The organism is Pseudoalteromonas sp. SW0106-04, from assembly GCF_001293805.1.
GTDB classification, from domain to species: Bacteria; Pseudomonadota; Gammaproteobacteria; order Enterobacterales; family Alteromonadaceae; genus Pseudoalteromonas; species Pseudoalteromonas ruthenica.
Window position 1 is genome coordinate 20,978 of record NZ_BCAI01000009.1, and the last position, 25,189, is coordinate 46,166.

The 25,189-nt window shown below is 48.0% G+C and carries 26 protein-coding genes; 9 read left to right on the forward strand and 17 right to left on the reverse strand.

What is annotated here, in order from left to right:
- Window positions 1-271: 271 nt before the first annotated feature.
- A complete protein-coding gene (locus W04_RS11195) occupies window positions 272-589 on the forward strand; it encodes a hypothetical protein (protein ID WP_045978420.1) in 318 nt (105 codons plus the stop codon).
- 3 nt (window positions 590-592) lie between these two features.
- On the opposite strand, the gene W04_RS11200 is transcribed toward W04_RS11195, so the two are convergent.
- From W04_RS11200 to yceD, 14 genes are all read right to left on the reverse strand, one after another.
- The gene (locus W04_RS11200) at window positions 593-2,428 is read right to left on the reverse strand and encodes an alkaline phosphatase D family protein (RefSeq protein WP_053910900.1); all 1,836 of its coding nucleotides are present in this window, start codon (window positions 2,426-2,428) and stop codon (window positions 593-595) included.
- A gap of 19 nt (window positions 2,429-2,447) precedes the next feature.
- Window positions 2,448-3,227: a TatD family hydrolase gene (locus W04_RS11205; RefSeq protein ID WP_053910901.1), complete on the reverse strand. Its 780-nt coding sequence runs from the start codon at window positions 3,225-3,227 to the stop codon at window positions 2,448-2,450.
- A gap of 34 nt (window positions 3,228-3,261) precedes the next feature.
- The gene (locus W04_RS11210) at window positions 3,262-3,588 is read right to left on the reverse strand and encodes a PilZ domain-containing protein (protein WP_022945950.1); all 327 of its coding nucleotides are present in this window, start codon (window positions 3,586-3,588) and stop codon (window positions 3,262-3,264) included.
- Window positions 3,589-3,601: 13 nt separating this feature from the next.
- Entirely contained in the window at window positions 3,602-4,501 is a 900-nt protein-coding gene (gene holB / locus W04_RS11215; protein WP_053910902.1) for a DNA polymerase III subunit delta', read from the reverse strand.
- On the reverse strand, window positions 4,501-5,124 hold the full coding sequence (tmk, locus tag W04_RS11220) for a dTMP kinase (RefSeq protein WP_053910903.1): 624 nt from the start codon (window positions 5,122-5,124) through the stop codon (window positions 4,501-4,503). Before tmk ends, holB begins: the two co-directional genes overlap by 1 nt.
- Window positions 5,114-6,103 carry an endolytic transglycosylase MltG gene (mltG, locus tag W04_RS11225; RefSeq protein ID WP_053910904.1) on the reverse strand — a complete coding sequence of 330 codons (990 nt, stop codon included), beginning with the start codon at window positions 6,101-6,103 and terminating at the stop codon, window positions 5,114-5,116. The genes tmk and mltG overlap by 11 nt, the downstream gene beginning before the upstream one ends.
- On the reverse strand, window positions 6,103-6,915 hold the full coding sequence (pabC, locus tag W04_RS11230) for an aminodeoxychorismate lyase (protein WP_157576422.1): 813 nt from the start codon (window positions 6,913-6,915) through the stop codon (window positions 6,103-6,105). Before pabC ends, mltG begins: the two co-directional genes overlap by 1 nt.
- 79 nt (window positions 6,916-6,994) lie before the next feature.
- On the reverse strand, window positions 6,995-8,233 hold the full coding sequence (gene fabF, locus W04_RS11235; protein WP_045978427.1) for a beta-ketoacyl-ACP synthase II: 1,239 nt from the start codon (window positions 8,231-8,233) through the stop codon (window positions 6,995-6,997).
- Window positions 8,234-8,318: 85 nt separating this feature from the next.
- A complete protein-coding gene (gene acpP, locus W04_RS11240) occupies window positions 8,319-8,555 on the reverse strand; it encodes an acyl carrier protein (RefSeq protein ID WP_022945956.1) in 237 nt (78 codons plus the stop codon).
- A gap of 242 nt (window positions 8,556-8,797) precedes the next feature.
- Window positions 8,798-9,544, reverse strand: a complete 747-nt coding sequence (gene fabG, locus W04_RS11245) for a 3-oxoacyl-ACP reductase FabG (protein ID WP_053910906.1) — start codon at window positions 9,542-9,544, stop codon at window positions 8,798-8,800.
- Window positions 9,545-9,556: 12 nt separating this feature from the next.
- On the reverse strand, window positions 9,557-10,486 hold the full coding sequence (gene fabD, locus W04_RS11250; protein WP_022945958.1) for an ACP S-malonyltransferase: 930 nt from the start codon (window positions 10,484-10,486) through the stop codon (window positions 9,557-9,559).
- Between the two features lie 79 nt (window positions 10,487-10,565).
- The gene (gene plsX / locus W04_RS11255) at window positions 10,566-11,600 is read right to left on the reverse strand and encodes a phosphate acyltransferase PlsX (protein WP_022945959.1); all 1,035 of its coding nucleotides are present in this window, start codon (window positions 11,598-11,600) and stop codon (window positions 10,566-10,568) included.
- Window positions 11,601-11,611: 11 nt separating this feature from the next.
- Window positions 11,612-11,782, reverse strand: a complete 171-nt coding sequence (gene rpmF, locus W04_RS11260) for a 50S ribosomal protein L32 (RefSeq protein ID WP_045978428.1) — start codon at window positions 11,780-11,782, stop codon at window positions 11,612-11,614.
- 10 nt (window positions 11,783-11,792) lie between these two features.
- Entirely contained in the window at window positions 11,793-12,317 is a 525-nt protein-coding gene (gene yceD / locus W04_RS11265) for a 23S rRNA accumulation protein YceD (protein WP_022945961.1), read from the reverse strand.
- 120 nt (window positions 12,318-12,437) lie between these two features.
- On the opposite strand from yceD, the gene W04_RS11270 reads away from it, so the two are divergent.
- The gene (locus W04_RS11270) at window positions 12,438-13,025 is read left to right on the forward strand and encodes a nucleoside triphosphate pyrophosphatase (protein ID WP_053910907.1); all 588 of its coding nucleotides are present in this window, start codon (window positions 12,438-12,440) and stop codon (window positions 13,023-13,025) included.
- On the opposite strand, the gene W04_RS11275 is transcribed toward W04_RS11270, so the two are convergent.
- Window positions 13,014-13,664 carry an HAD-IA family hydrolase gene (locus W04_RS11275; RefSeq protein WP_269432204.1) on the reverse strand — a complete coding sequence of 217 codons (651 nt, stop codon included), beginning with the start codon at window positions 13,662-13,664 and terminating at the stop codon, window positions 13,014-13,016. The two genes, W04_RS11270 and W04_RS11275, sit on opposite strands and share 12 nt — an antisense overlap.
- Complete coding sequence (gene rluC / locus W04_RS11280) at window positions 13,657-14,613, reverse strand: 23S rRNA pseudouridine(955/2504/2580) synthase RluC (protein ID WP_045978430.1); 957 nt, start codon at window positions 14,611-14,613, stop codon at window positions 13,657-13,659. The genes W04_RS11275 and rluC overlap by 8 nt, the downstream gene beginning before the upstream one ends.
- A 637-nt stretch (window positions 14,614-15,250) precedes the next feature.
- Between rluC and rne the strand changes: the two genes are divergently transcribed.
- A complete protein-coding gene (gene rne / locus W04_RS11285) occupies window positions 15,251-18,472 on the forward strand; it encodes a ribonuclease E (RefSeq protein WP_053910908.1) in 3,222 nt (1,073 codons plus the stop codon).
- A 101-nt stretch (window positions 18,473-18,573) separates the two neighbouring features.
- On the opposite strand, the gene yejK is transcribed toward rne, so the two are convergent.
- Window positions 18,574-19,584, reverse strand: a complete 1,011-nt coding sequence (gene yejK / locus W04_RS11290) for a nucleoid-associated protein YejK (RefSeq protein WP_053910909.1) — start codon at window positions 19,582-19,584, stop codon at window positions 18,574-18,576.
- Window positions 19,585-19,646: 62 nt separating this feature from the next.
- Here yejK and W04_RS11295 point away from each other — a divergent pair, with 62 nt between their 5' ends.
- From W04_RS11295 to W04_RS11320, 6 genes are all read left to right on the forward strand, one after another.
- Entirely contained in the window at window positions 19,647-19,859 is a 213-nt protein-coding gene (locus W04_RS11295) for a DUF1414 domain-containing protein (RefSeq protein WP_022945968.1), read from the forward strand.
- Window positions 19,860-19,863: 4 nt separating this feature from the next.
- Entirely contained in the window at window positions 19,864-21,354 is a 1,491-nt protein-coding gene (locus W04_RS11300; RefSeq protein ID WP_022945969.1) for a DUF3413 domain-containing protein, read from the forward strand.
- 115 nt (window positions 21,355-21,469) lie between these two features.
- The gene (locus tag W04_RS11305; protein WP_130147574.1) at window positions 21,470-21,952 is read left to right on the forward strand and encodes a DUF4124 domain-containing protein; all 483 of its coding nucleotides are present in this window, start codon (window positions 21,470-21,472) and stop codon (window positions 21,950-21,952) included.
- A gap of 65 nt (window positions 21,953-22,017) precedes the next feature.
- Window positions 22,018-23,724, forward strand: coding sequence for a bifunctional isocitrate dehydrogenase kinase/phosphatase (aceK, locus tag W04_RS11310; protein WP_053910910.1), 1,707 nt, complete (start codon window positions 22,018-22,020; stop codon window positions 23,722-23,724).
- Between the two features lie 61 nt (window positions 23,725-23,785).
- Window positions 23,786-24,724, forward strand: coding sequence for a LysR family transcriptional regulator (locus tag W04_RS11315; protein ID WP_022945972.1), 939 nt, complete (start codon window positions 23,786-23,788; stop codon window positions 24,722-24,724).
- A gap of 14 nt (window positions 24,725-24,738) precedes the next feature.
- Window positions 24,739-25,023, forward strand: a complete 285-nt coding sequence (locus W04_RS11320; protein ID WP_053910911.1) for a hypothetical protein — start codon at window positions 24,739-24,741, stop codon at window positions 25,021-25,023.
- Window positions 25,024-25,189: the final 166 nt, after the last annotated feature.

Sequence of the window (25,189 nt, forward strand, 5' to 3'; positions counted from 1 at the left end):
TCAGCGAATGAAATGCGTCCATCACCAATCTATGTTTGCACTTTGCTGGCCTTTTCACCAGCACATTCGAAGACCGGGCTTTTGCCCCTTTATCCAGCTCCCAAACAGGAGCTTTCACACTATTATCAGCGCGAATAGAACACGTTGAACTAAGTTGGCACTGTTTTTGATACTTAACCGTGCAAAGGCGAAAAATGTCGCTATTTAGCGACATTTATTGATAAAAATTTCAATGTCCGCGAAAACTTTACAAACACAGAGGAAAATAGCGATGAAGGATAAAATAATAAACACAGTGTACGCATTTGGTCTATTTGGTCTTATCGGTGTGATCCCTCCAATTTTGGTTGAGCGCAGTATTGATGCACAAATGCACGCGCAAGTGGCGCCCAAATACAGCAAAGACTCAGACAGTTACGCATTTTTACAGCAGCGCAGCTATTCTGCTGCAGCGCCCAAGCTCACTCTTCTAGATACCTGTAATAACAGCGACGAAAACTATCAACCACTAGCAAACTCTCTCAGCACTTTACCGCAAACCAGCTTAGTTTTGGCGCAAAGCATCATTCAGTGCCTACAGCGTAGCTAAGGGCTAATCTAGCTCATATTCGGTGACACTGTTGTCACTGTGTAACAGTCGATAACGACACAATTTGCCGTGCTCTAGCTCCACAAGACTAATCGCTGCATGACTGACCAAATGCTTTTGTGGCCCAGAGGTGGTGTCGTGTTTATCAACTTTCATTTGCCAGCGTTTAGTGAATAAATTCAGTGGGCTTCGTGGTGAGTACAAAATCGAATCAAGCTTGTCGAGCACGTTAATCAGCTTTCGTGGAAATTCGTTTTTAATGCCGCTAGCGGTTAGTTGCCAAATGCGGTTTTCTCGTTCGGAGAAACGCGCCCGCACCGAAAAACAAAACGAATAATGAACGTCGCCAGAGAGAATAATGGTTTCCTGGGGCGTATCTAAACGGCGGAAAATATTCAGCAGCTTTTTAGCTGATCCCTCATGTGCCATCCAGTTTTCACAATCCACCACTAGCGGCTGATTACACAGAGTAAACACTGCTTGAATAGCTTCAATGGACTTAACCCCAAATACCGGCGCAGGCGATACCAGTAATACTTGCTCCGAGCCCTGAAGACTGTTCTCCAACTCCAGTAGTCGCTGCCAATCTAATAGCCCTGAAGGTTCGTCAAAATCTTGTTCGTTACGCCAGCGGTGGGTGCGCGTGTCAAGTACCACAACCTTAGGGCTAGTTGGCAATTCATAGTGCCAATAGTCGTAGTTTAATAATGGCTTATACAGTGGCGCTAAATGCCAAAAGCCATCCCCTCGGGCTTTTTTCAATGCCTCAAAGAATGGCCATGGCGTGTCACTGGCGCAGTTCCCCCAACCCTGAAACAACGCATAGCTGAGCATGGCGTTGCCGATAATCGCACGGCTAGCCGGGTGGGTATACACCGCTTGCTCCCAATTTGCGGTAAGGTTCCAATCATCAGTCACATCATGGTCGTCAAAAATCATCAAACTCGACACATGAGCAAATAGCCGCGCCGCATAAGGCTGCGAGGCTGCAAAATCAAGCACGTGGGTGCGCTCTTGTTGGAAGGCTTGGTAATGGGGGTGACTGTCACTGAGTTGAAGTTGCTCGGTGTCGATTAGTTGCCAACACGGTGCTCCCAAGCTCAATAGATAAAGCGCTATGAATTCTTCAAAATGCACTAAGTGGTTGGCACTTTTGACACTACTAAAGTGCGGCTCGTCGCGGCGCAGCCAATAGCCTAATTGCCACTTCGAGCGCTTTTGCCATGGCGTATGGGGCAATTTACAAGCACGATTATACAAGTCATCTTGTACTTGTTGGCTGAGCGCTATCAGCTGCTCACCCTCGCGATAAATGCCGAGACGCTCAATCAGCTGGTGGATAGCCAGCAGCATCGGCCCAGCCACGTCGTCAGCATAAATTTGATCGCCGCTAAGGAGCAACAGCTGGGGTCTTTTCTCGGCATTACTATGACTTTGCTGCATTAACTTATCGCCCTGCACGAGGGCATCTTCACTGTAGTGATGAGGGTTGCGGCACGAGCCATGAAGCACAGAGCGCAGTTGCTCCGGGATAAGTACACTTGGCGCCCGGGTATCAGCGTAACAATAATCACTCAAATCATGGGCTTCAGTACCAAAATACAGGCTGTAAGCGAGGTGGATACCGGTACTAAATGCGCCATTCACTGGCGTAAGGGTACAGTTATGGAGGTATAAATGCTCTCCCAGGCGCAGTGTTTCGGTGTGTTGCTCACTGGGGTGCTGATGAAGCTTAAACACTGGCTCTAACGCCTGGGAGGTCGCCAGCTGGATGCGGATTTGCTGCTTCTCAGCGCGGCGCACCACAGGGCCTAAAAGCAACACTGGGAACGATGTCATTGCGCCGGCCCTACCCTAATTAACGCCGAGGAATACGGTTGAACAAGCGATAAAAGTTGTCTGTAGTGGCCGTTGCCAGCTCTTTATAACTGATGCCTTTAAGCTCAGCAATAAAGTAGGCTACATCCTGCACATACGCAGGCTGATTGGTTTTCCCACGATGCGGCACCGGTGCCAAATAAGGCGAGTCGGTCTCAATCAGTAACCTGTCGAGCGGAATTTGCTTAACGACATCACGTAACTGCTCAGCATTGCGAAATGTCACAATTCCGGAGATAGAGATATAAAAGCCCAAATCCATGGCTTTTTTTGCCATGTCGTAATCTTCAGTAAAGCAATGCAACACGCCACCACAGCGTTCAGCGTGGTGTTCGCGCATGAGGTTAATGGTGTCCTCGCGCGCATCTCGAGTGTGAATAATAAGCGGTTTATCTAACTCGTTGGCGACATCAATGTGGCCGACAAAACTCTCTAGTTGTACTGGCTTGGTTTCAGCACTGTAATAGTAATCAAGTCCAGTTTCACCAACGGCAACGACCTTATCACTGGCAGCCAATTGTCGGAGCTGGTCAATATTGAGCGCGTCTTTTTGGTCCAATGGATGCACCCCACAAGATGCCGATACATCGCCGTAAGGAGCGATCGTCTCTAGCATTTGTGGAAATTTATCCAAGGTCACGTTAACACACAAAAAGTGTTCAACATCACGCTCTCGCGCCTGTTGTAAAACACCGTCTAAGTCGGTGTCTAGCTTATCAAAGTCAAGTTTATCGAGGTGGCAATGCGAATCTACAATCATGAAATACTGCTTGGTTGATGTAAGGCCTTGGGCCTTACATGGTGTACGTTGGATTGCCGGAGTTTAACATAGTGCCGAGCATTTTTTCGATCTTGTCGCGCACATGCGTCTTATCGTCGATAAAACCGATGCCGATACCCGGGGGGTTAGAGCTCTGCGCGCCAATAGGCGTCACCCACACGACTTTCCCAGTGACCACATCGTCTTCGAGCGAGTCTGGCAAGGTAACGCGTAGCGCCAGCGATTGGCCCATTTCGTAATTCATGTTGGTGCGCACGAACAAGCCGCCACTTTTTATATAAGGCATATAACAACGATACAACTCATCCAAATCGTCTAATTCTACAAGTAGCTCTTGCACATTGGCTCCTTTATTATTGGAATTCTCGTCTTAGGGTGCGCAGCAACTGCGACACCGCCAAAGTAATATTCAGTCCTGAGGTCTGTGTTAACGTTTCACTAAAGCGTTGCAATTGCTGTTCACAACGTTGCAGCGACGCAAAACTGGCCCCTTTTTGAGACTGTTGCAATAAAAATTGGCTGACAAACAGCCTAAAGATAGCAATATATTGTGAGTTTTGCGTCAAAATATCAACTAACTTGTGCCCATCTGTGCTATTTTGTAGCTGGCTAACTGCCTGATACAAGGTTTGAATTTGCTCTAGCTCGTCATTATCTTGCCAGTGCTTTAGTAACAAAGGTTGCGAGATAAAATGCTTTGCAAAGGCGCTTGCCATTGCCATCGCCGCATGGTGAGTTAACCACTGCTGCACTGCATGCTCATCATCCACATATACGTGTTGCTTAGCACAGCGGCTTAGAATCGTTGCCGGCAACGTGGCACTGTCTGAACTTAATAGCCACAGGTAACAGTGTGCGTTAGGCTCCTCCAACGTTTTTAACAAAGCATTACTGGCCGCCACCGTCATGCGTTGAGCCTCAGGGACAATGATACATTTAGCCCCGCCTTGCTGCGCACTGTGATGCACGAAATCACTAATGGCACGGACACTGTCGACCCCGATAGAGGCCCCCTCATCGCTCAACACTAAGCTATCTGGGTGTGTGCCTGCTTGGTTGAGCTGACAGCTTTTGCATTGTCCACAGGGGTGCATACCCTCATTATGGTGGCATAACAGCGCCTCACTTAAATACTCAGCAAGTGCCCTTTTACCAACGCCCTGTGGACCGTAGAGTAAATGTGCGTGGTGCAAACGCCCTTGCGCAAACTGGCGGGCATACTGTTGCCCAATAGCACTTAACCATGGGTACATTATCGTCTCGCTATAAACTCACAGAGCGTGTGCTCAATATCCTGATGCACTTTTTCAATTGCTTGAGAGGCATCAATAACAACAATGCGTTCATCCTGTTCAGCAAGTTCAAGATAGCGCGCGCGTGTTCGTTCAAAAAAACTTAAGTCTTCACGCTCGATGCGATCTAACTCACCTCGGCCTCGAGCACGAGCCAGACCTAAAGCAGGTTCGATGTCTAAATACACAGTAAGATCAGGGCGAGTATCGGCCAGTACATACTGGCTAAGGAAGTTCATCACTTCACAAGAAATTTGTCGACCGCCACCTTGATAAGCCTGTGATGATAAATCGTGACGATCGCCAAGCACCCATTGGCCACTGGCAAGCGCCGGGCGAATCACATTTTCCAATAGCTGCGAGCGTGCAGCGTACATCAATAGTAACTCGGTTTGCGTACTAATGGATTCTTTCTCTGCATGTTTAACAATAGTGCGCAGCTGCTCAGCCACGGGCGTGCCACCGGGCTCGCGGGTAGTAATATAGTCAATGTTGGCGCGCGCCAAAGTGTCGGCGCAAATTTTCATTGCCGTCGACTTTCCCGACCCCTCAAGGCCTTCAATTACAATAAACTTAGCTGTCATTTCGACTCTTTAACTGATACTGACGTACGGCTCGGTTATGATCTTCAAGCCGTTTAGAAAACTGATGACTGCCATCGCCCTTGGCGACAAAATAATAATAGTCTGATTGTTGCGGTTGCACCGCTGCCAATAAGGCCGCTTTTGACGGCATGGCAATGGGCGTAGGCGGCAAGCCATCAATACGATAGGTATTATATGGCGTTTTTTCACGTAGATGGGCGCGGGTAATATTGCCATCGAATTCAGGGCCAATACCATAGATAACCGTAGGATCAGTCTGCAAGCGCATGCCTTTGTTAAGACGGTTAACAAACACCGATGCAATTAACGCCCGCTCCCCAGCGACACCGGTTTCTTTCTCTATAATTGAGGCTAAAATTAATGCCTCATCAGCACTATTGAGTGGCGAACTGCTACTACGTTGCTGCCACGCTTGGTCTAATTCACTTTCCATTTTACGATAGGCGCGAGTCAGCACCTGCACGGCATGGTCTCCGCCATGATAATGATACGTATCGGGAAAAAAACGCCCTTCCAGCTGCTCATCCAGCGGCTTTCCAAGAAATTCGTCGCCCCAATGCAACGGCTTTTCTATATAGGGAGCGCGCTGAAGTCGACTTAGCACCTGGCGCAGGTTATCGCCTTCAATAATGGTGAAGCTAAACTGGTGCTCTTTGCCTTGGCTAATTTGTCTAAATGCGGCAAGTGCAGTGCCCGGATTGAGCTGATAAAGTCCGGCTTTAAGATCAGTTAACGTGGGGTCAAGCTTGGCTAATACTTGGAATCGCCAGCAGCTATCAAGCCATTGCTTTTGCTGCCACTGGCGGCACAGTTGATTGAACCCGGTGCCACTGTGTACCTCCACCAACTGAGATTCAGGTAAATGCAGTGGTGCCACCATAGCTTGTTTAATTTGATAGTAACCCGTTGCCGTCGCAACAATGGCTAACAACAACACCGATATGACTACCCGTAACATTAACCCAATCCCTTATTATTCAGTGCTTTGGTGAGCACGCTTTTACTAATATCTACATTGTAGTCGTGATGTGCCAAGCGCTTTATAGGGATCACTCCCATCAAACTGTTACAACAATACAAGGCATCCACACTGAAGAGTGTAGCCAAGTTTACACGTTGCTCGCGCACAGCTAAATGTTGGCTTAAATGCGTTAAATACACCCCTTTTACTCCCGCTTGGTCGAGTTTTGGAGTAAACCACTGGCCTTGTTGATACAGCAACAAATTAGCGCTGGAAGTCTCAATAACATTATCAGTTGTATCAAGTACTAGCATATCATCACTGGATGCTTTTGCGGCTTCTTGCTTCACCAATACTTGCTCTAAACGGTTAAGCGTTTTCAATCCTGCTAACAGCGGTTGCTGTGCTAAACGGGTCTGCGCAATCGACAAGCTCAAGCCGGTCTCTGCCAATGTTTGATACTGAGTGGGGTATGGCATTAAGCGCACAATACGCTGGATGTGGGCATCTGTTGGTGGAGCGTAACCACGCCCGCCACTGCCGCGTGTGTACACTATTTTAAGAACATAGTCATCGCTTGGGGCTATTGCTATTAAAGCATCTACATCTACTTCGAGGGCAGCTATGTCTAATTCAGGGAAGCCTAAGCGGGTTGCACACTGTTGCAACCGAGCAATATGTAAAGGCCACAGTTCAACCTCACGCTGGCTGACCTTAGCGGTGGTAAAAAAACCATCACCATAATTCAACCCACGATCATTGATACTTAAAGAAGTGGCCACTTGGCCGTTTATTATTGTTTTATCCATATAAAAAAGCTCGGTCATAACCGAGCTTATAGTACCAGTATCGCCCTAGTGCGGTCTATGCCGTGACTAGGGATTCACTTTATACTTTTTTGAATAACAATGAACCGTTAGTACCACCAAAGCCAAACGAGTTACACAGCGCATAATCAAGTTTTGCATCTCGCGCAGTATGGGCAATGTAATCAAGATCACAGCCCTCGTCCGGGTTATCCAAATTAATGGTCGGTGACACCTGCTGGTCGCGCAGCGATAGGATAGTGATGATTGATTCGACAGAACCCGCCGCACCTAGAAGGTGGCCCATCATCGATTTCGAAGAGCCGACCATGACTTTATTGGCGGCATCACCAAAGACATTTTTCACGGCTTGGGTCTCTGCCTTATCACCTGCTGGGGTCGACGTTCCGTGCGCATTGATATAACCCACTTGTTCTGGGTTCACGGCTGCATCTTTTATAGCATTAGCCATTGATAAACCAGCACCAGCACCATCCGCTGGCGGCGAAGTCATATGGAAAGCGTCGCCGCTCATACCAAAACCGACGAGCTCAGCATAAATATTAGCGCCTCGCGCTTTAGCATGTTCATACTCTTCAAGCACAATCACACCTGCACCATCAGAGAGTACAAAACCATCGCGGTCTTTATCCCACGGACGTGACGCCGCTTGCGGGTCGTCGTTGCGAGTGGAGAGCGCTCGTGCGGCGCTAAAGCCGCCCATACCCATTGGCGTGGATGCTTTTTCAGCACCACCGGCAAGCATGGCATCAGCATCGCCATAGGCAATCATACGCGCTGCATGACCAATATTGTGCAAACCAGTCGTACAGGCGGTAACAATGGAGATATTCGGTCCACGCAGACCTTTCATAATTGATAGATGGCCAGAGATCATATTAATAATGGTCGATGGCACATAAAAAGGCGACAGTTTACGCGGGCCTACATTTAGCAGCTTTTCGTGGTTTTCTTCAATCAGAGACAAGCCACCAATACCAGAACCTACAGCTACACCAACGCGATCAGCATTTTGTTCGGTGATTTCTAAGCCAGAATCGTCCAACGCCTGAAGGCCTGCAGCGATACCATATTGGATAAATAAATCCATTTTCTTGGTATCTTTTTTTGCCATGTAATCAGTGGCATCAAAATCTTTAATTAAACCGGCGAACTTGGTGCCAAAATCTGTTGTATCAAAATGGGTGATAGGGCCAATGCCACTTTGTCCATTTAATAAGCCTTGCCAGGTAGACGCTACATCGTTACCCAGCGGCGTTAGCATACCTAAGCCAGTCACTACGACTCGACGTTTAGCCACGGTGTCCTCCAAAAGGGAATATGTGATGGGAGTCTCAGATAGACTAAGGGCAGCTGAATGCTGCCCTTAAATAGAAATGCGTTGATTACTCAGCGTGAGCTGTAACGTAATCGATAGCTGCTTGAACTGTAGTGATCTTCTCAGCTTCTTCGTCTGGGATCTCAGTATCGAATTCTTCTTCTAGCGCCATTACTAGCTCAACAGTATCAAGAGAGTCCGCACCTAGATCGTCAACGAAAGACGCTTCAAGCTTTACTTCTTCTTCTTTAACACCTAGCTGCTCAACGATGATTTTCTTTACGCGTTCTTGGATGTCGCTCATTCTTCTTTCCTTTATTTAAACGCTATTGCGTTATTTTTCAGATTGCGGCGTAGTTTACGCAGCATATTTGTCTGATTCAAGGATTTGCCCAGAGTTTTTTGGCTGGTCAAACCTCTAAGATTCAAAAGTTGCCCTTTTATCGCCCATTTTCACAGCGATTTCAAGTATGTTTAAAGCAAGATCACAAAAACTTCAACGTTTTGAGCCGAGTTTTTGCGACCTTTTTACGGCTGTTTTAGCCTTTACACCATGTACATTGCGCCATTTACATGCAAAGTTTCACCAGAAACGTATGCGCCGGCATCAGAGGCTAAATAACAAACCGCAGCGGCAATCTCAGACGGGTGTCCCAAACGTCCTGCCGGTACATTGGCAAGCGTAGCCGCTTTTTGCTCATCAGTCAGCTCATCAGTCATATCTGTTTGAATAAAACCTGGAGCCACAACGTTTACGGTAATGCCGCGCGAAGCCACTTCACGGGCTAAAGACTTTGAAAAACCGATAACACCCGCTTTGGCAGCGGCATAGTTTGCTTGCCCAGCATTACCCATGGTGCCAACAACCGAGCCGATGTTAATAATACGCCCTGACTTTTTCTTCATCATTGGCCGCAACACTGCTTTCGATAAACGATAAATAGCCGACAAGTTGGTGTCGATAATATCCTGCCACTCATCGTCTTTCATGCGCATTAAGAGGTTATCGCGGGTGATACCGGCATTATTAACAAGCACATCAAGATCGCCGAAATCAGCTTTAATGGCTGCTAACGTGTCAGCAATAGAATCACTGTCCGTGACATTTAGCTTGTAGCCTTTACCGTTTTCACCTAAGTATGTAGAAATTTTTTCTGCACCGTTGTCGCTGGTCGCGGTGCCGGCAACCGTGGCGCCCTGCTCTACGAGTAATTCAGCGACCGCTTTACCGATACCTCGGCTGGCGCCCGTTACTAATACAACTTTGCCTTCTAAGGAAAATAAATTTGCCATCATTGTTCTCTTTTATTTCGCTGCATCAATGCTGGCGATATCATTCACTGCACTGCATGCAACTGATTTATCAATTCGTTTCACCAGCCCTGTAAGCACTTTACCTGGGCCAAATTCATACGCTTGTGTCACGCCCTGTTTTGCAATCGCTTGCATGGTTTCAGTCCAACGTACAGGTGAATACAGCTGGCGGACCAAGGCATCTTTGATTGCTTCAATATCTTGCTCGGCACTGACATCAACATTGTTAATGACACTGTATTTAGGTGCTTGCAACGCCAACGCATCTAAATCAGCCTTTAATTGCTCTGCCGCTGGCTTCATCAACTCACAATGCGATGGCACACTCACAGCAAGTGGCAATGCACGTTTCGCTCCGGCCTCTTTACAGGCTTCACTGGCGCGCTCTACGGCTTCTTTGTTACCGGCAATCACCACTTGGCCTGGTGAGTTATAATTCACCGGCGCAACCACTTGATCTTGCGCGCTCTGGGCACACGCTTTGGCAATTGCATCATCATCTAAACCAATAATCGCAGCCATTGAGCCGACGCCAGCAGGAACCGCCTGCTGCATGTATTGGCCGCGCTTTTCTACAAGTTTCACGCCATCGGCCAGGCTTAATACCCCAGCACACACCAGCGCTGAATACTCGCCTAGACTGTGCCCAGCAAGCACCAACTCGTGCCCTTGATCTGTTTGCTGTTGCCAATGGCGGAAAATAGCCACTGATGCACACAGGAGTGCTGGTTGCGTACGATGGGTTTCGTTTAGCTTGTCTTGTGGACCATTAAGTACCAAGTCAGCCAAATCATAGCCAAGGGCATCAGACGCTTCACGGAAGGTCTCTTGCACAGTGCTCGACTCAGCCAATAGCTCGGTTAACATACCAACGCTCTGGGAGCCTTGACCTGGAAATAAAATTGCGATTTTTTCAGACATATGCTGCTCTTTTCGTTTGTTTTAGCGATGTTCGCGAATATTGGCAGGCAGTTAATGAGGAGGGAGGTTGGCGCAGCGCTTAACTCGCGTCTTGCATGGGTTCATGCTCTGCAAAGGCCGTTTGTATCTTCTCTGGCAACTGTCGTTGCACTTCCCTTACAGCCTCATTAATTGCCGCAAGAAATGCACTCGCTGAGGCATTTCCGTGACTTTTAACCACTATACCGCGCAATCCTACCAAAGATGCACCGTTATACTGGTCGGGGTTCACCTTTTTATATATTTTTTTTATGACAGGCATAAGAATTAGCGCCAAACCGCGATAAAGCAAATGCTTTTTCAATGCACGCGTCATCTTGTGCATAATCAATTTAGCAATGCCTTCGCAGGTTTTGAGCGCCACGTTACCAACGAATCCTTCACACACGATCACATCTGACTTGCCGCTAAAAATATCACTGCCCTCGCTGTAACCAGTGTAATTAAGCGCGGGGTTCTTTTGCATCATCTGCGCCGCTTCTTTAATGCCTTCATGACCTTTAATGTCTTCCGAACCGATATTAAGCAAGCTCACACGGGGGTGCTCGATATCTTGTGACTCCCGAGCAACCACCGATCCCATAATGCCAAATTGGTACAAAGTATGGGCATCACAGTGAACGTTAGCGCCTAAATCAAGTAAATAAACCGGTTTTTTGGTCTCAGTGGGCACCGATGAGATCAGCGCTGGGCGTTTAATACCAGGCAGCATTTTTAGCACATAATGGGCCATAGCAAATAATGCGCCGGTATTCCCTGAACTAACACAAGCCTGTGCTTTACCTTGCTTGACTAAATCGAGGGCGATACGCATTGATGCGTCTTTTTTATTACGCAGCGCAGAAGCTGGCTCGTCAGCATTGGTGACGATTTGCGTGCAGTGCTGAATTTTTAATCGTGGATGTTGCAGTGCATCGAGCTGAGAAAGCTGCTCTTGTAATAACTGCTCATTACCGCAGAGGATCAGGGTAAGTGTTGGGTGTAGATGAACCGCTTCAACTGCGGCGGGGATAGATGAACGGGGGCCGTAATCGCCCCCCATCATATCTAACGCAATGGTTAGACTGCGTTGCATAAAGCAATCTCTTACTTAGAAACTACTTTAACGCCTTTGTAGTAGCCGTCTGCAGTGACGTGGTGACGACGGTGAGTTTCACCAGTCACTTTATCAACTGTTAGAGCTGGACCACTGATCGCATCGTGTGAACGACGCATACCACGTCTTGCACGAGACTTTTTGCTTTTTTGTACCGCCATTAGCCTTCTCCTAAGAATCTTTCTTAAGTTGTTTCAAAATTTCAAATGGATTTGGTTTTTCATCTTCTGCCTCGATCTCTCCAAAGCTTTTCGCTTCTTCAGAGTATCGACAAGATGCTTCGTCATGCATAGGCACGATAGGAATAGCCAATATCAACTCATCTTCCACTAATTTCCGAAGGTTGACTTCGCCGTTCTCATCTAGCTCCACGACATCATAGTAATCCGGAAGATCACCAGACTCTGCACCTATGCCAACTGGCGTATAAGCAAAGTGTTGATCCAAATCCAACCTAAACTCTTCATTGCAACGCTGACAGGTTAGTGTCACCGTGGTCTTAATCGACCCCGACAGCACCGTTAAACCTTGCTCGTCATGTTTGCAATGAACATGTACCGCTATCTCACCACTTGAGTCCAGCACAACTTGCTCGAATCGAGAAAGTTCTTCAAGCCGAATCACGCCGTCATATTCTAACTTGCGTGTTGCGGCCCTGCCCGGGTCAAGGGTGACGGGAATCTTCACCTTTTGCATAGGGGCTGCATCATATAGATAGTTGCTAGTAGAGTCAAAATAAAATTCGACTTTCCTTTTGTTTTTCGCCCGATTGCGCCGTATTCTAAGGTCGATGTTTAACAAATCGATGATCGGGCCATGAAATTAGCTTTTATCTTAGCCTCTAGTTCGCCGTTTCGGCAGCAATTATTAAAAAAAATTATCCCAGAATTCACTCATTTTTCCCCAGATATTGATGAAACACCTGAACACAATGAAGCCCCTGAAGTATTAGTGCGCCGCCTCGCCCTCGCCAAAGCCAATGCCGCACACCAACACTATAACAAAGGCATCGTAATAGGCTCTGATCAGGTCGCTGTGCATCAAGGCGACATTTTAGGAAAACCGCATACGGTTGCTCGAGCTCAGCAACAACTGGCGCGCTTTAGTGGCGATGAAGTCACTTTTTTAACTTCGCTGGCATTGCTTGATTTAGAAACGGATAAGACCCAAGTAGTTGTCGAACCTTTTACGGTGCAGTTTCGCACCCTAAGCGAGCAGCAAATTGCCAATTACATTGCTAAAGAGCAACCGCTTAATTGTGCAGGCAGCTTTAAAAGCGAAGGCTTAGGGATTTGTTTATTTGCTCGCATGCAAGGGAATGACGCTAATAGCCTGATAGGGCTACCGCTGTTGCAACTCAACACCATGCTACTGAATTGGCAAATTGACCCGCTAGCGCTGTAATAACGTGCGCAACTCGCTGAAATGATCGACGGTTGCAACGGGGGAAAACTGTTGCAACTGCGCGGCATTATGCACCCCGAAGGTAACTCCCACGGCATCGACCTTGGCATTGGCCGCCAGTTGCATATCAATTTGCGTATCCCCAATCATCAGTGCTTTATCGGCACTGACATCACACATTGTTAAAATTTGCTCGAGCATATCGGGGTGTGGTTTTGAATGAGCCTCACAACTGGTGCGCGTACACTCAAAGTAATCAGCCAACTGAGACTCAGCGAGTAAACGGTCTAACCCCTTGCGGCTTTTACCCGTTGCCACCGCCAGCCGATAACCCTGGCTCTTAAGCGCTGCAAGGGTCGTTTCAACCTCAGCAAAAAGTGGCGTTGGCGTATTATCTTCATACACATAGTGATGTTTGTAGCGCGCCACCAGGTCGGTGTGGAGTTGACTGTGCTCGGGAAATAACGTGGCAATCGCGGTTTCTAAGCTCAACCCGATAATATTCTTGGCCGCCTCATCAGTGGGTTCTGGCACGCTAAAATGACGCGCAGCGCCTTGCAGGGTGGCAACTATTTTGCCTACCGAGTCCATCACCGTGCCGTCCCAATCAAAAATAATAAGCTCTTTGCTATTAAGCACGACGTAACTTCTCCAAGCAATGCGTTAATGCCTTGTCTAACGGTGCTTCAAGTGCCAAAGTGGTTTCCGTTTTAGGATGAATAAAACGCAGCTCGCGAGCGTGCAAGAACAAGCGGTTCAGGCCTGATTCGCGCATCGCGGTATCAAATACTTGCTCGCCATATTTATCATCACAGGCAATCGGGTGGCCTTTGCACTGGGTGTGCACGCGGATTTGGTGGGTCCGCCCGGTCACAGGCGATGCCTGTACCAAGGAGCACTGTTCAAAACGCTCGAGCACGCGAAAACGAGTATGGGACGCTTTACCCCGTTCATGGTCAACCCGCACCACCCGCTCACCGGATTGCAGCGTATTTTTATTGAGCGGCTCAGTCACATTGCGCACCTTAGCATCCCATTGTCCGGCAACCAGCGCCCAATAGTTTTTCTCCATGGTTTTTTCTCGCAGTTGCTCATGCAAGCCTTTTAACACCGCGCGTTTTTTAGCAATCAATAAACACCCGGAGGTGTCACGGTCTAAGCGGTGCACTAATTCCAGGCTCTTCTCCTGCGGACGCAGCGCTCGTAACGCCTCAATCAAGCCAAAACTTAAGCCGCTGCCACCATGCACCGCCATACCTGCGGGTTTATTGATGACAATAAGGTACTTATCTTCGAATAAAATAGCGTCTTCGAGCTTGCTCACTTTATCAAGATTAGTAGGTACCTGCTGCTCAGGACGCTCGGCAATTTTTATCGGCGGAATGCGCACAGTATCGCCGCTTTGCAGCTTATACACCGGCTTCACCCGCTTTTTGTTCACCCGCACTTCGCCTTTGCGCAAAATACGGTATACCGCGCTTTTGGGCACCCCTTTTAGTTTGGTAATCAAAAAGTTGTCGATGCGCTGTCCGCTGTAGTCTTCATCGACTGTTACAAAGCTTACCTGAGTGCCTATGGAGTCTTTCATTGCCTAATCACTGATTTGAGTCATAATTTAGTTGCTAACGCAGCGGTTTTAATGGGATAATCCAAGCACGTAAAACCACCGTTAAGCGGTAGTTGTTTACGTTGCCATTGGCTTAGGCCAAACTTGCGTGAAACACATTCTGGGAAAGCGATCATACAGATTCGAGCTCGTATTTCCACAGCTTTTATCACCCAGAACCCACGTGACGGCAGTAGCAAGCAATGCGCGTAATAGATTGCTTCGCTGGCTGCGACCGCAAGTGGCAAGCGCCCAAAAGGGCAAGCGGAAACGAACAATAAAACGATGGGTTTTTGCTTTGATTAAGCACATGCTTAGGGCAAATACCACTAATGTAGACAATGAACATAATGCTATCGACCACCGTGAAGGTGTATCGGTAAAAACGACACAGTCATCTTGTTGAAGATAAACTGCACTGCGTAAAGTCCACGCATTGAGCGTGGCAAATAAGGCCCTTTTGGCCGCTATTTTTATCGCCAGTTGCAACACAAGGTGAAACTAGAACGTTAAGCTTTTGCGTTAAAAGCCCAGTCGTGAGACTGCACCGAAGACAAAAATAAGAGCGCCGAAAGACCTAAGTGGTCGGGCACTATGCACAGAATTTAAGAGTAACAATATGAAACGTATGCTAATCAATGCGACGCAGCAAGAAGAAATGCGCGTTGCACTGGTTGATGGCCAGCGCCTGTATGATTTAGATATCGAAAGCCCTGGACACGAACAAAAAAAAGCCAATATTTACAAGGGTAAAATTACCCGCATCGAACCTTCACTTGAAGCCGCTTTTGTTGATTATGGCGCCGAACGCCACGGTTTCTTACCTCTAAAAGAAATCGCTCGTACATACTTCCCTAGCGGTTATACCTTCAACGGTCGCCCAAACATCAAAGACGTGATCAAAGAAGGTCAAGAAGTCATTGTTCAGGTTGATAAGGAAGAACGTGGTCAAAAAGGCGCGGCTCTGACTACCTTTATTAGTGTTGCTGGTAGCTACCTTGTACTGATGCCGAATAACCCTCGCGCCGGCGGTATTTCTCGTCGCATCGAAGGTGAAGAGCGTGCCGAATTAAAAGACGCACTTAGCCGCTTAGATTTGCCTAAAGGTATGGGGTTGATTGTCCGCACAGCTGGTGTTGGTAAATCATTCGAAGAGCTTGACTATGACCTTAAGGCCCTGCTGGTTCACTGGCAAGCAATCAAAGAAGCAGCTGATAGCGATAAAGCCCCTTTCTTGATTCACCAAGAAAGCAACGTGATTTTCCGCGCTATTCGTGATTACTTACGCCGTGATATTGGTGAAATCCTAATTGATAAGCCAAAGGTATTTGAAGAAGCCAAAGCGCATATTGAGCGCTTCCGCCCTGACTTCATGAGCCGTGTAAAGTTGTATCAAAACGATGTGCCTTTGTTCACTCATTACCAAATCGAAAGCCAAATTGAGTCAGCGTTCCAGCGTGAAGTGCGCTTACCATCAGGTGGTTCAATCGTTATTGACCCAACTGAAGCCCTGACGTCTATTGATATCAACTCGTCAAAGGCAACCAAAGGCAGTGATATCGAAGAAACGGCCTTGAACACCAACTTAGAAGCAGCCGATGAAATCGCCCGCCAACTGCGCCTGCGTGATCTTGGTGGTCTGATCGTAATCGACTTTATCGATATGACTCCTCCACGTCACCAACGTGAAGTAGAAAACCGCCTTAAAGACGCTGCACGCCAAGACCGTGCCCGCGTGCAAATCGGTAAGATTTCACGTTTTGGCCTGTTGGAAATGTCGCGTCAACGTTTGCGCCCTTCTCTTGGTGAAGCGAGCCAAGGCACCTGCCCACGCTGTAGTGGCCAAGGCACTATCCGCTCAAACGAATCCATTGCGCTTTCAATTTTGCGCTTGATTGAAGAAGAAGCAATCAAAGACAACACCTCACAAGTGAATGCCCAGGTCCCTGTTGCCGTCGGTGCTTACCTGTTAAATGAAAAACGCCGCAGCGTACAACGAATCGAAAAACGTCATAACTGTGATGTAGTGATCATTCCAAATCAACACATGGAAACACCTCACTATGAAGTAGTGCGTTTACGTAAAGATGAAACCTTAGAAGCGGCTAGCTACGAGCAGATTGCTGAGCCTGAGGCGGAAGCAGTCGAATACTCACGCGCACCTGTCGCACCGAAGCGCGAAGAGCCAGTGCTTAAGGGTGTGGTTATGCCGAAGGACCCGGCGCCAGTGAGCGCCCCTAAAGCGCAACCCAAAGCCACAGAAGAGCCAGGTTTACTAAGCCGTATCGGGCAATGGTTGAAGAGCTTGTTTAGTGATGAGCAAGAGCAGCCAGAGCAAGATAAGCAACGCAAACAACAGAGCAATAACGAGCGTCGTGGCGGTGGTGATCGTCGCCGCAATAACCAGCGTCGTCGTAATAACCAATCGCGCAATAAGCCAAAAAGTCCGCGCACGCAAAACGCCGAAGTTGCTGAGCAAGATAAAGATAAGGCTGAAGAAAGCAATAATCGAAACGAGCGCGGTGGCGAACGCGGTGGTAATCGCAATAAGCGTCGTCGTGGCGGTCAAAACCGTCGTCGCGATAACCGCAACGACAACAACACCACCAACGAGCAAGAAAGCAAAGATATTGCGAACACTGCCAAAGACGCGCAAAGCGACGAGCAACAGCAAGCGAAGCCAAAGCAGCGTCGCCAACGTCGCAACCTGCGTAAAAAAGTACGTGTAGAAAACACTCAGAACAACACTGCAAGCGAAGAAAAGCCAGCTGCTGCTGTTGAAAACCCTGAGCAGCAAGCAGCTGTAGCTCAGCCAGAAAAGGCACTTGAGAAGGCGGATAAGCCAACTAAGCCAACACAAGGTAAAGAGCAAAAGCAGCAAGAAACTGCGCAAAAGCACAATGATGTGGCTGCAAAGAAAGCATCGCTTGACGAAGCACCGCAAACCACTGACGAGCAAACGCAGAGTAATGAGCAAGGTGAAGGTGAAAAAGAGGGTCGTACCCGTACTCGCCGTTCACCACGTCACTTACGCGCAGCTGGTCAACGCCGCCGTCGTGATAAGCAAGAAGGTGACAGTGATTCACCGGCATTTGTACCCGTCGCAGATCAAGCCATGGCTGAGCAGTCGCAACAACCAAGCGATGACACGCCAAAGCAAGTGAACGACGATACAAAAACGACTGCAGCAGCAGACAACGCAGCAGCAGAAACAGCGCCTGCTAACGGTACGCAAGAGACCGCTGAGCAAGCCCCGGCTATAGAAGCTGAAGCAACTCCGGTCGCGGCCGTGCAAGAAGAGACCGCTCCCGCCGCTGAGCAAATCATTGACACTGATGAGCCAGCAGCCGAGGCACAACCTGAGCAAAGCGTTACTGAAGTAGAATCCGGAGAATCAGCACAGCAGCCTGAGGCCGCTGAAGCATCCGCGTCTAACGAAGCGAAACAGCAAGCACCATCAGAGCCAGAAGATAAGCCGTCAGCTGAACCTGCACCCGCAGCCGTAGTTGAGCAAGAAACGGCAGAGCCTTCAGCTGAGCCTGAGCCTGCACCTGAGCCGCAGCGAGCGATAACACCCGCTGTAAGCAAAACTTTAGGTCATGCCAGTGCGCCTGCGACACAACCACAAGCGGTAGCATTGGTGGCTACTTCTGAAGTGCCGAAAGCCATGCCAAGCGAAGCGCGTATGACGCTTCAAAGCAGCACATTGAAGCCTGGTTCGGTTGCACCTGTAAGCCATGCTTACGCCGATGCAGCAACGCCGAAGACAGTGTCCACTGACACCAAGGTGGCACACGCTACACACCAAGATGAGCATCAAGCACAGACAGTCAACGACTAAGGCGCTTGTACCATCATAAAAAAAGCCGCTGTTTTCACAGCGGCTTTTTTGTATCTCTATAACGCTTAGTTACCAGTGGACGTTAACCCCACTGTATAGTACTAAGACTCATCAGCGAGCTGATCGAGTTGATCTTTTAAATTTGGCGGCACGCCCTTGATAGTCAAGGTGTCGTTGACTGGATCATAAATCACTCGCTCGCCTAGATGCTTGCGCTCAAACCCCACGCTCACGCCGCCACCCATGCCCGAGAGTTTAACCATGCCGGTTACGGTCTTTTTATCCACCGGGAAAGATTCAGCCAAATCATAGCTTTGCTGCTCGTAAAAGCTGTTAAAGCTTTGCTCATCATCTTTGCTGATAGCGCGCCCTATGTCTTCAATGTTGGCATCTTCACCACTACTGATTCTGTCGCTACAGTAGTCAAACACCTCGCGACGGCGCTCATCTTTTTCTTCTTTATCTAGCTCTTGCTCGCTTAAGTAATCTTCTACGGCGCTAAGCATAGAGCGACTTTGCTGCTTCGGATCAATGCCCTCTTCGCACCCTAAAAAGTCTAAAAAGAAGTCGGCTACTTTGCGCCCTGCGCGACCTTTAATAAAGGAGATATAGCGATTATCCTCGGGCTGTGTATCCCACGCGGCAAGGTCAATACGCGCTGCCAATTGCATGCGGGTAATATCTAAATGGCGAGACGCCGCCAAATCAAGCTCGGAGGTAATAGTATAATGCTCTTTAATATTAATAAGCGCGATTAAAATATAGTCACTGGCAACATATTGATAATGGCAAAAAACTAAATAACCACTTTCATTGAAAGCGTATTTATCGAGCTCTTCTTTTAGCACACTCGCCGCTTGCTCGGTAACCTGCCAAAATCCCAACTCGTTATTTCGATAACTTTGCATACTGCTGGCAACCACACTGCTTTTCTCAGGGCTGAAGGCGCAAAAGCCTTTTCCAGGTTTGCCGTTATAAGCATGGTGGAGCTGTTCAATAAACACGTTTACACGATCATTAATTGGCATTTCGTCGTTGCGCAAATGAATTTGGGTACTGTCGTCTTCTTTGTCGACGTAGTGCACAACCAGCTTTTTAACCTCAGTGCTCATCTTTGTTTTTCACTCCTGCGGTGTTAAAATACAAGAATATATAATCAGTATGAAATCCACCGATGCCAGCGTTATCTAAATATACTAATGAAGAAGTAGAACAACTTGTCGACCAGCTAGTTGCTGTCCTTGCCGAAAAGAAGGCGCCGGTAGATTTAAGCCTGATGTGTTTGGGCAATACTATCACGCATATTATTAAAGAGCATGTGCCCGAAGCAAAAAGGGCCTCAGTTGCACAAAACTTTGCCAACGCCCTTGCCGACTCGGTAAAGTAAGGTAATGAACTTATCTGCGCAAAATCAATTCGCCTCAAAAGCGAGTCAGCTTCTTGCTTGGGGCCATTGGTTTACCTTGGCGAATATTGGTCTTGCGCTGGTTATTAGCCTTGCCTACCTCTTTGCTGATGCCGCCCCAACAACAGCTATTGGCAGTGTTTATATGGTGGTTACGTGGCTCAGCCACACCGCCTTTATTACCTTTTTAGCCTTTGTGCTGACTATTTTCCCATTGTCACTTATCTTCCCCTATCCCAGACATATTCGCGGTATGGCCTCGGTACTTGCCACGGCAGGTATGACGCTACTGGCGGTCGATGCGTTCGTGTATTACAACCTCGGGTATCATCTAAATTACAGTGCACTTGGGGAGATCTTATCGTTATTTTGGCGCAACGTAACCAACACGCCCGCGTTGTCGACCTTGCTGGTGAGCGCCCTAATTTTGATGATACTCGCCTATCAGTTGCTGATAAGTAATTATGCTTGGCACCACCTAGCGCAGTTAAAACGACTTCGTTTTGGCCGATATATCTCCGCTTCGTTGGTGCTGTGTTTTGCGCTAAGCCACAGTATTCATATTTGGGCGGACGCTGCACTAGAGTTTGATATTACTAAACAAGACAATATGTTACCCCTGTCTTATCCGACAACAGCCAAGTCGCTACTGGCAAAAAACGATTTATTAGATCTTGAGCAATATGAGCAAGCACGCCAGGTCAATGTTAATGGCCCAACTGTTAGTTTTGTCATGCCCGCAACCTTACCGAGCTGTGAACTTGACGCCGATGCGCCGCAAGTCGATATTCGAGTGTTCTCGTCCACCCAGCAACTAGCCGAGTTTGTCGCTGCAAACCCTGCACTGCAACCTGCAGCAAAGCTACTACACCCGGTTGCCAAGCAAGATGCGTTGTTCAATTTAGTGTATGGGCTGCCTAGCTACTATCGTCAGAGTCTCACTAAAGACAGTATTGACCCTCTGTGGCGCCGCACGCCTATCACCTTCGATACCAATATCGATGCCTACCGTTTTATCCACAGCGATCCCTCGCCTCGAGTGCGCATCGATCAGGATAATACCGCACCACTAGATGGCCAACGTAAGGTGTTTGCCTTTGCTCTGGAGGCTGAGCACCCTTCTCGTATCACCGCTATTTCACAGCTATGGAGCAATGACCCTCAGCTACAACAGAGTACGCTCATTGCCCAGCCACAAGATATTATCGCCACAGTGCTTAGCGAATATTGGGGCTGCGATGAGTTAGCTCGCGCCGCCCTTATCGCTAACAGCCTAACTCACACCGACGCCATGGCGAATATCAATTACTCGCAGGGCGTATTTATTGCCATGCGTAAAGACCGCATTACGCTGCTCAACAGCGACGGTAGTTATAAACATATTTCCGCCACCGAGGGCTTTGGCGTTGATCAACAGCTTGATATTCCCTTCCTTATTCAAGGCTTAAAACAGCTGAAGAAATTCAACGCTCAGTAGGTACTGCTGGGCGTGACTGATTGAACCTTTTTCATACCTTAGTATTGCTTTAGTGACATTCATTTTTAGTTCATCTATATTAAAAAATGAATGAGGTCTGATCAGAGGTATCAAAGTGACAAAGAAAAGAGTTATTGCCACTGCCTTGGCAATGTGTGCGGCCGCCGCTACACAGGCTACGGCTAATACCGTTTACTATAAATGCGAGACAAAAAATGGCACGACGTTTAGCCAGTTTCCCTGTGATGAGCAAGCACAAGAGCATGAAGTACGTCACTCTAATGTCGAAATTAAGCCGCTTGATAACAACTTTTCGAAGCAACTTACCGAGCTACAGCTAGAACAGCGCCGAGATAATATCGAACTGCAGTTACGTTCGACTAAACACCGGCTGGTTATTTTAAAACGTGAACGTAGCGCTAAAACACTCGCCGAAGAGCAGCGTTTAGAACGCTTAATGTCTGATGATGAGCGTAAAGCCCTGAAAAAAGAAGTTAATGCTAACATCAAGGGGATTGAGCAGCGCTACAACGAACGCATTAAGCAAACGGAAAAGCGTTTGGCGCAATTAGAAAAGTCGTTAAAAAAATATCAATAAGGCTTGCACCATAGCTTGCCCTTGGCATAGTCTAGTTTAGAGCTTCTACTCTAAGAGGGATCCCAGTGCAAGCACAGGCCGTAGCGCAACGCATTCTTGATGGCTTTCACCATCACTATCAGTTGTTTCAATCAATAACAGTTCAGGCTCCTGCGGCTTTTGCTGAGCGCGATTGGAGCCAAATGCGCGCCATCGCCAGTAAGCGTATTAGTTACTACGACAAACGCGTGAATGAGACTGTAGCGCAGCTTCGCGATTGCGTCGGTGACCCGGCTGAACAGGCTAGTTTATGGACCCAAACCAAAGAATGTTACCGCGCTTTCCTCACTTTTCACCCCCAAGCAGAGCTGGCCGAAACCTTTTATAACTCGGTATTTTGTCGCTTGTTCCATCGCAAGTATTACCATAATAACTTTATCTTTGTGCAAGCCACGCTTGCCGATGCTCCCGCGCTCCCAGTGGAAGCCGAATATCGTAGTTATTTTCCGGTCACCGAGGGGCTTAAGCCGACTATTCGCAAAATCATTACGCAATTTGAATTTGGCTGTGCGTTTGCCAATCTCGATAGAGACATTCGTTTATTAGTGAAAGCCTTTATCAAGCAAGCGCCCGAGACTCATGTGCAAAGTTACCAAATGCGCTTTGATATTTTACAAGCGCCCTTTTATCGCGGCCAGGCCGCCTATATTGTTGGCCGTGTGGTTTCGCAAACGGGCACGCAACCTTTTGTCATCGCCGTGCTTCATGATGGTGACAAGGGCCTGTATATTGATGCCTTGCTGACTCGGTCGTCGCAAATGCGGGTCATTTTTGGCTTTGCCCGTGCTTATTTTATGGTGCAAACTCATGCTCCTTCGGCGCTGGTACACTTTCTCAATCAGTTGATGCCCGGTAAAACCAAAGCCGAGCTCTACAATGCCATTGGCTTTCATAAGCAAGGTAAGACAGAATTCTACCGCGAGTTACTCGAGCATATGGGTCACGCTCATGAGCAGTTTGAATTGGCCGCCGGCACCCCCGGCATGGTGATGATGGTATTTACCCTGCCCTCGTTTCCCTATGTGTTTAAAGTAATTCGTGATCGCTTTGGCTCAAGTAAACCCTTTGGCCGTAAAACAGTGCTCGAGCGCTACCAGTTGGTTAAGCGTCATGACCGTGTTGGCCGCATGGCGGACACCTTGGAATATTCAGATGTTGCTTTACCTTTGAGCTGCTTTAGCGCGCCACTACTTGAGGTGTTTAAGGCGAGTATTGCCAACTCTATTCGTATTGAAGGCGACATGCTCATCATCAAGCATTTGTATATTGAGCGCCGTATGACGCCGTTGAACTTATACTTGCAAGAAGTGGATAGTACTAAAGCCGCACAAGCCATTGATGAATACGGCCAAGCACTCAAAGATATGATTGCCGCCAATATCTTTCCCGGTGATATGTTATTAAAGAACTTTGGCGTGACGAAACATCGCCGAGTGGTATTTTATGACTATGACGAAGTGCAGTACCTCACCGATATGCAGTTTCGCGAGCTTGGCCATGACGATGCCTGCGGCGAAGAAAGCACTTTGTCGGTCGCACCTAACGATGTGTTCCCCGAGCAGCTAAGCACCTTTGTATTACCCAACCCGGTGCACAAACAAGCACTACTGGCCACTCACCCTGAGCTTCTCGACCCCGCCTACTGGCGCCAAGCACAAGCTAAAATCACTCAAGGTGAGTATAAGCAGGTTTATCCCTACCCACAGTGCCAACGCTTTATACATCATTGGTAGTGTGTTTTCTTAGCCACCTTTAAGCTACACTAGGCATAAATAATAAAAATGGCAGCAAGTAATGAATATAAATAAGATTGATTTAAACCTACTCGTCTATCTTGATACTTTGCTTCGCGAATGCAATGTAACAAAGGCCGCGAATCAGTTGAGTATTACTCAGCCGGCAATGAGTAATGGTTTAAAACGCTTACGAAATCTGCTTAATGATCCGCTGCTGGTGCGCACCAGTGAGGGCATGGTTCCCACTGAGCGCGCACTGGAGCTGCAACCCGTGATCCGTGGCGTGCTCATGACGTTAGAGGAAACGCTTGCACCGAATCGCGACTTTGAGCCGCAAAGCAGTAAGCGTGTGTTTCGCATGATGGCCAGTGACTATGCAGCCAGTACCTTGGCTCCACGATTACTGAGTAAGTTACATGAGGAAGCCCCGGATACCACTTTGGATATTCTTACGCCCAGTGATGTGACCTTTCATGATGTTGAAAATGGCAAGGTTGATATGGCGCTTAACCGTTTTGAAAAACTGCCTCAATCGTTTCATCATAAACGTATCTGGAAAGACAGCTTCTCGTGTTTGGTCAAATCAGACAACCCGATTTTAAATAACTTTAACCTCGACAGCTATCTTCATGCCCGCCATATTTGGGTCAGCAAAACCGGTTTTGGTGTGGGTGTGGGCATGGACCCAGAGGATGTGCAAAAACTCGGGTGGGTGGACGAAGCCTTAGCACACTTTGGTAAGCATCGAAATATCGCCACCTTTACCCGTAATTACCACGTCGCTATTCATTTGGCCAAGGAGCAAAATCTCATTGCTACCTTGCCCTCCAAAGCCGCAAAAATTTACAAAGACGATCCCGGGCTCACCATTTTAGAGCCGCCTTTCCCCATCGCGCCTTTTGAGTTGGATATGATTTGGTCGCCGCTATTACATCGCGACGTCAGCCACGTATGGTTACGGCAAAAAATAGCTGAAGTCGCCGATGAACTAGCTTAAGCGAAGGGACTACGATGCAATACCTTAAATCACTCGTTGTAGCCACGCTGTGTATCATCTGTAGCGCCTGCGTTGTGATGCCCAGCGATACCCCTTATGTAGAGCGCAAGTGTGAGCTCTCGTCAGATAAGAAGACTTTACGCATTGTTAACGTAGCTGAAGAGACAAACACTTATTATTCTCTCTCTGGGATATTACTCACGCCGATACTTCTGCCCGCCACCGCCATTCTCTCTGGTGGCTATGTCGCCGTTAATAACGTATATCACCTCGGTGAGCAGCAAATAAAGTGTGAGTAGGGAATAGTAACGCAAGCAGCAATGCGCAAGTATCTCTGTCGGTTGGGGCTTGAGTCGGACAATCGCAAGCCCAATGCCTTGCCCATAACACAACCTCCCTGTAGGTCTGGCTTGAGCCTGACAACAGCAAGGCCAATGCCTTGCCCACAACACAATCCTATGGGTT